Here is a 6,028-nt window from a genome sequence, read left to right as displayed (position 1 = left end):
GTGTGGGGTCTCCCCATGTGAGAGTAGGTCATCGTCAAGCTTAAATTCCAAACCCCTCATTCGCGCAAGCGGGTGGGGGGTTTGTCTTTGCGCGCAAAAAAACAGGGCAGGGGATTACCGACCTACCAGGTTTATGGGCTTATTGCGTACCTGTGGATTTCAACGGCCTTCGTGTTGCTGGCTGTGCTGATTTCTATTGCCTTACCCAGGCACGCCGAGGCGATATGAATCCGTCGTAAGCGCTCCATGAACCCCACCCAGTCAAAACGTGGCGGTGCGCTTAGTTAGCGGATTTGGGCGAGCAGTTCCACGGCAATAAGGCTTCGTAATCTTCAACCGATGAAGCCTGCGGCAGGCGTTCAAGGTAAGCGCTCCATAAACCCCACCTTCAAATGATCCCAAGGTCAGCCAATGCTGTGCTCCGATTTCTTTCTGGAGCCAGCTGCCATGATGCGCCCCGACGGTAAAGTCGAAAAAGTCTATCTCTACCCCAAGCCGGTGGATTTCCGAAAATCCATCGACGGCCTGGCCGCCCTGGTCGAGCTGGATATCAAGGTGGCGGTGTTCGACCCGGTGCTGTTCGTCTTCCTCAACCGGGCGCGCAATCGGGTGAAGATTTTGTACTGGGAGCGCAACGGCTTCTGCCTGTGGCTCAAGCGTCTTGATGCCGAGCGTTTCAAGTCGCATCCGGAACCAGGTGAAGATGCCATCGTGCTGACGGCCCAAGAGTTGAACTGGTTGTTGGACGGTATCGACCTGTGGCGCAATCGCCCGCACCAGGTTTTGACCCCGCGGTTCGTGACCTGAGCCGGTATAATCCACGGCATGATTTCCGTGCCCGAAAGCCTTCCTGACGACCCTATTTTGCTCAAGCAGCTTCTGTTGTCGCTGCATGAGCAGATGTCTATGAAGGATAGGGAGATGGTGGTCAAGGACGGGCAGATCGAGCACCTGCGTGAACAAAACGCGCTACTGATCCAGCGCCTGTTCGGCCGTAAATCCGAGCAGAGCGCCGATCCGGATTCGCCGCAGCTGGCCATGTTCAACGAAGCGGAAAGCCTGGCCGAGCCGGCCACGGCCGACTCCGCTGGCGACACAGAAGAAGTCGTCGCGCCGATCAAGCGCCGTGGCAAGCGCAAGCCGCTGCCGGCCGAGCTGCCGCGCGTCGAAGTCATCCACGAGTTGCCCGAGCACGAGCTGACCTGTGCCTGCGGTTGCCGCAAGCACGCCATCGGCGAAGAGACCAGCGAGCAGTTGGACATCATCCCGATGCAGATCCGCGTGATCAAACACGTGCGCAAGGTCTACGCCTGCAAGGGCTGCGAAAGCGCCCCGGTCACCGCCGACAAGCCCGCTCAGCTGATCGAGAAAAGCCTGGCCAGCCCCAGCGTGTTGGCCATGCTGTTGACCACTAAATACGTCGATGGCCTGCCATTGCACCGCTTCGAAAAAGTGCTGGGTCGTCACGGCATCGACATACCTCGCCAGACCTTGGCGCGCTGGGTCATCCAGTGTGGCGAGCAGTTGCAACCACTGCTCAACCTGCTGCGCGACCGGCTGCTGGACAGCCCGGTGATCCACTGCGACGAAACCCGCGTGCAGGTGCTGAAAGAGCCGGGGCGAAATCCCTCCAGCCAATCCTGGATGTGGGTGCAGACCGGCGGCCCGCCAGGCAAACCGGTGATCCTGTTCGACTACTCAACCAGCCGCGCACAGGAGGTTCCGCTGCGCCTGCTCGACGGTTATCGCGGCTATTTGATGACCGACGACTACGCCGGCTACAACGCCGTGGCCGCGCAAGAGGGCGTCGAACGACTGGCCTGCTGGGCCCATGCGCGGCGCAAGTTCGTCGAAGCGCAAAAGGTGCAACCGAAGGGCAAAACCGGACGCGCCGACATCGCGCTGGGGATGATCAACAAACTCTACGGCATCGAGCGCGAGCTCAAGGATGTCAGCGATGAACAGCGCCACCACGGCCGTCAGCAGCGCAGCCAGCCGATCCTGGCCCAACTGCAAAGCTGGCTGGAGAAAACTCAGCCCCAAGTCACTGCGCAGAACGCCCTGGGCAAGGCGGTGAACTACCTGGCCAGCAACTGGCGCCGGCTCGAACGCTATATCGAGGCAGGCCACCTGCCGATCGATAACAACGCCGCCGAGCGGGCCATTCGGCCCTTCGTCATCGGGCGTAATTATGTCCAGTCGGCGATTATGTTGAGCCCCCGACAAGAGGCCGCCCCGTGTATGGCGGCCTAACCCTGTCAGCTGCGGATAATCAAAGGGTTTGCAGGAACTTCAACAACGCGTCCGTCGGGCGATAGCGCGTGCTCCGAACGTCGGGCGGCGCGATCGCGGCCAGGGCGCGCTCCTTCATGGCGAGATCAGCTTCGACGTAGCCGTGCGTCGTCACCGGACTCTCGTGACCGAGCCACAGGGCGATGACTGAGAGGTCGACACCGGCCTGCAGCAAGTGCATAGCAGTCGTGTGGCGCAGCGTGTGCGGAGAGATGCTCCGTCCATGCAGAGACGGACAGTGCGACGTCGCCATGCTCACGGCCCGCGCGATCCGCTCGGCGACATTGGAACGGGTCATCGGTCGCCCCCACCGATTGGGCAGCAGGGGTTGGTCCTGCTGTAGGCTGGTGGCAGCGAGCCAGTGGCGGATCTCTGCGGCGGTTTCCTTCCATAGCGGCACTGTGCGCTGTTTTCGCCCCTTGCCGTGCAGGCGCACCGATGGCGTCACGTCAAGCGCGAGATCGCGAACGCGGATACCGATCAGTTCGGAGACCCGGGCGCCGGTGTTGTAGAGCAGCTTGAGCAACACCCGATCGCGGCGACCGCACCAGGTAGTGGAGTCGGGGGCGGCCAGCAGCGCCCGCACCTCGTCCCGACTGAGGAAGCCGAGGAGAGGTTTGTCGAAGCGCTTCATCGGAATGGCCAGGATCTGCTGGACGAGGAGCAGCGCCGGCGGGCATTGGACGGCTACATACCGGGCGAAGGACCGTACCGCGGCAAGCCGTGCATTTCGGCTACGCACGGTGTTGTGGCGCTCGCCTTCGAGATGCGCAAGGAAGCCGAGGATCAGCTCCGCATCGAAGTCGTGCAGGGTCAGCTTGGCCGGCGGCCTGCCCAATTCGTCCTCGGCATACGTCAGGAACAGGCGGAAGGCGTCCCGGTACGCGGCTACGGTCCGGGGGCTGACGGCCTGCTGCTGGAGCAGGCGTTCGGCAAAGAAGCGCTGGAGCAAGGTGGCGAACTCGGCCGGATCGGCAAGGAGCGAGTTCATGTTGGCACCCCTTGAACGTAGCGGTGGAATCGCTCGGCGGCGAGGGACATCAGGTCCGGAATGCCGGTGAGGTACCAGTAGGTGTCGACCACCTTGGCATGGCCCACGTAGATCGACAGCGCCGGCAGGTTCCACCCGACGTCCCCGCCCTGCTCGTAGAGGCGCAGCGCGCTGCGCACGATAAAGGTGTGGCGCAGGTCGTGAAGCCGGTGGTGAGCATGGTCCCCGCGCACCTGCCAGCCGAGTTCGCCACAGAGCGAGTGAAGCGCGTACCGCATGGTGCGTGGATCAACGGCACGACCGTCGTCGCGCAGGAAGAAGCGATCGCAACACGCTTTGGGAACGAGCCGGTCCCGCAGCTGTGCATACGCCTGGAGGTGAGGCGGTACGCTTGCATGGAGGGGCACGAAACGACGCTGGTGGCACTTGGCGTCCCGGATATCGAGCACGCCCGCCTCGAGATCCACATCGGCTCGGGTCAGATCGAGCGCTTCGGAGATGCGCAGTCCGGTGGCAGCCAGCACGCCAAATACAGTGCGGCAGGTGGCCGGACGCAGGCTTCCCGGGCCCCCCAGGCGATCGGTTGCTGCCAAGAGGGTTCGCAGTTCTTCGTCGGTGTAGATGTGTGGCACGAGGCGCCGATGGGCCGGGCCGAAGAGATGCCGCGGGGGCACGACTGTCTCCGGATCGGTGCGCAGGCAGAAAGCCGCAAAGCCACGTAGCACCTCGATCCGGCGTGCCCAACTGATCGGACGGGGATGGCGTGAGGCACGTGCCCAGTCCGCCGCCAGTTCCAGCGTGAGGTGTGTGGCGCCGCGCTGGTCGGCAAAGTGAGCGAACGATGCGAGCTGACCACCTTCGATTGTCAGCTCGAAACCGAAGCTGCGGCGATAGGCCAGGTACGCTTCCACGCGCACCGCCCAAGTCGTCGCGGCGTTCATGATTTGCTCCCTGGCCAAGGCAGGGCGACGTCCCGCAGGCGCTCCAGGTCGACGCGCGCATACACCCTCGCCGTGTTGAGATCCCGGTGCCGAAGTACATCGGCGATCTCCTTGATCGACACACCATTCTTCTGCAGCCGGGTAGCCATCGAGCGCCGCAGTACATGGGTGTTGCAGAACCGATCCCTCAGACCGCCCCGGACGAATGCACGGTTCATCGCATTGCGGATGGCCGCCACACTGAGGGGGACGCCAAAGGGCGCGCGGTGGCGCACGAACACTGCGCGGTTTTCAGTTAGCGGTCGTCCGTCTCGAAGGTAACGGGCGAGCGCCTCGCCGGTCTGTACCGGCAACGGCAGCAGCTGCGTGCGCTGGCTCTTGGTTCGGGGGAGCGTCACGATTCCGTGACGCCAATCGATGGACTCCAGCGTCAAATGGGCGGCTTCATCGCCCCGCAGTCCGAGATCGAGCAGGCAGCGGGCGATGGCATAGTCGCGCAAGCCGATCGGATCGCTGAGATCGAAGGCGTGCAAGAAGTGCTCGAGCTGAGCGTCCGAAAGCACCTTCGGTGGGTGCCGACGCGGCCAGTTCGCGATCGCCGGCAGAGTCGCAGCGAGCCTCCGGGTGTCATCGCCCAGCATGGCGCGGAAGCGCAAATAGCTGCGCAAGCTCGTGCAGATGACCTTGCGCGAGGCAGGCTGCCAGCGGACGGCGAGGCCGTTCAGGAAGTCGTCGATGTCGGTCGCGGCCAACAATTCGATTTCAGGGGTGCCTCGCCCGAAGCGGCCGGTCAGGAAGGCCGCCACATGCCGGACCCGGTAGCTGCAGGTCAGCAGCGCCAGGCCACAGGTGTGGCGCAGATAATCGCCGAAGCGGTCGAGTTCGGCCTCAACGGGATCCATCTCTGCCGGCGCCCCGTCCGCCGCCGGAAGTAGGGGCAACAAATGATGCAGGGCAGCCCGCATCTCCCCGACTACGGATCGGCGTGGTGGAGGGCAGGTGCAGATCGGTAGATGGTTCCGCATGAAGTGTTCGATGAACTCACGATCGATGCTTGATGGGGTTAGCCCCTCGCCCTTCATCCAATAGCTGAAGTGCGCCAGGCAGCGCAGGTAAGCCCGGATGGTGCTCCCTCGGTAGTGATAGATCTGCAGCGCTTCGATGTACGATGCGGTGAGACTGCTCAAAGGCCCCTGCGTCAGCCAGTCACGGCGCGCAAGGTGCGCCAGAAATGCGTCGATAGACATGGTCGTCTCCTGGAGTGAGGTACGAAACCTCAGGAGACTGCCGCTGATTATGGAGAGTGGAAATCGGCCAGAAAGAACTGAGCATGCGTCCTGCCAGTCAGTGCCGGGCTGCTGCGGAAAAACTGGTCATAATCGCCGACTGGACATAATTGCGGTTATGCCAAGCTTGGCATAACCGTAAAAACTACCTGTTTGTCGGTTCCGATGCCGGCGGAGAACGAGCGGCTGCGATTTACAGCCTGGTGGGTTCGGCCAAGCTCAACGACCTGAACCCGCAAGCCTATTTGACACATGTCCTGGAGCGCATCGCCGAGCACCCGATCAATCGAATTGACGAACTGCTGCCCTGGAACGTTTCTCTCACACTCACGGAGCACTGCGAGGCTGCCTGATCCATGGTCAAAACTGTTCGTTTGCCAAAACCCGAGCCGGATTTGTTGTTACTGCACATTGAACTGAAGTGGGTCGAACCTGCCATCTGGCGCCGCGTGGCGGTGCCGGAAAACATCACCTTGGGCAAATTGCATACGGTGATCCAGTTCGCGATGGGCTGGGAG

General features: G+C 62.5%; 4 protein-coding genes and 3 pseudogenes. 4 read left to right on the top strand and 3 right to left on the bottom strand.

Features of this window, described 5'->3' with window-relative positions; genetic code table 11:
* Positions 1-447: 447 nt before the first annotated feature.
* Both tnpB and FFS13_RS19625 read left to right on the top strand, forming a co-directional pair.
* Positions 448-807 carry an IS66 family insertion sequence element accessory protein TnpB gene (gene tnpB / locus FFS13_RS19630; protein ID WP_256657952.1) on the top strand — a complete coding sequence of 120 codons (360 nt, stop codon included), beginning with the start codon at positions 448-450 and terminating at the stop codon, positions 805-807.
* A gap of 18 nt (positions 808-825) precedes the next feature.
* Positions 826-2,187 (top strand): annotated as a pseudogene (locus FFS13_RS19625) (IS66 family transposase); the annotation flags it as partial.
* 85 nt (positions 2,188-2,272) lie between these two features.
* Here the strand turns inward: FFS13_RS19625 and FFS13_RS19620 are convergent.
* Genes FFS13_RS19620 through FFS13_RS19610 form a run of 3 tightly spaced genes read right to left on the bottom strand, consistent with a single transcriptional unit; the run spans position 2,273 to position 5,471 of the window.
* On the bottom strand, positions 2,273-3,283 hold the full coding sequence (locus FFS13_RS19620) for a site-specific integrase (RefSeq protein WP_137820734.1): 1,011 nt from the start codon (positions 3,281-3,283) through the stop codon (positions 2,273-2,275).
* Positions 3,280-4,224 carry a tyrosine-type recombinase/integrase gene (locus FFS13_RS19615; protein WP_137820733.1) on the bottom strand — a complete coding sequence of 315 codons (945 nt, stop codon included), beginning with the start codon at positions 4,222-4,224 and terminating at the stop codon, positions 3,280-3,282. The genes FFS13_RS19620 and FFS13_RS19615 overlap by 4 nt, the downstream gene beginning before the upstream one ends.
* Positions 4,221-5,471 (bottom strand): site-specific integrase, encoded by a 1,251-nt coding sequence (locus FFS13_RS19610; RefSeq protein ID WP_137820732.1) that lies wholly within the window; start codon positions 5,469-5,471, stop codon positions 4,221-4,223. Before FFS13_RS19610 ends, FFS13_RS19615 begins: the two co-directional genes overlap by 4 nt.
* A 176-nt stretch (positions 5,472-5,647) precedes the next feature.
* Between FFS13_RS19610 and FFS13_RS19605 the strand changes: the two are divergent.
* Together FFS13_RS19605 and FFS13_RS19600 are read left to right on the top strand one after the other, a co-directional pair.
* Positions 5,648-5,863: pseudogene (locus tag FFS13_RS19605) on the top strand (transposase domain-containing protein); the annotation flags it as partial.
* 3 nt (positions 5,864-5,866) lie between these two features.
* Positions 5,867-6,028 (top strand): annotated as a pseudogene (locus FFS13_RS19600) (plasmid pRiA4b ORF-3 family protein); the annotation flags it as partial.

The organism is Pseudomonas sp. 2FG (assembly GCF_005502935.1).
Taxonomy (GTDB): Bacteria; Pseudomonadota; Gammaproteobacteria; order Pseudomonadales; family Pseudomonadaceae; genus Aquipseudomonas.
The sequence above is the reverse complement of the archived record's forward strand: the minus strand, read 5'-3'. Positions and strand labels throughout refer to the sequence as shown.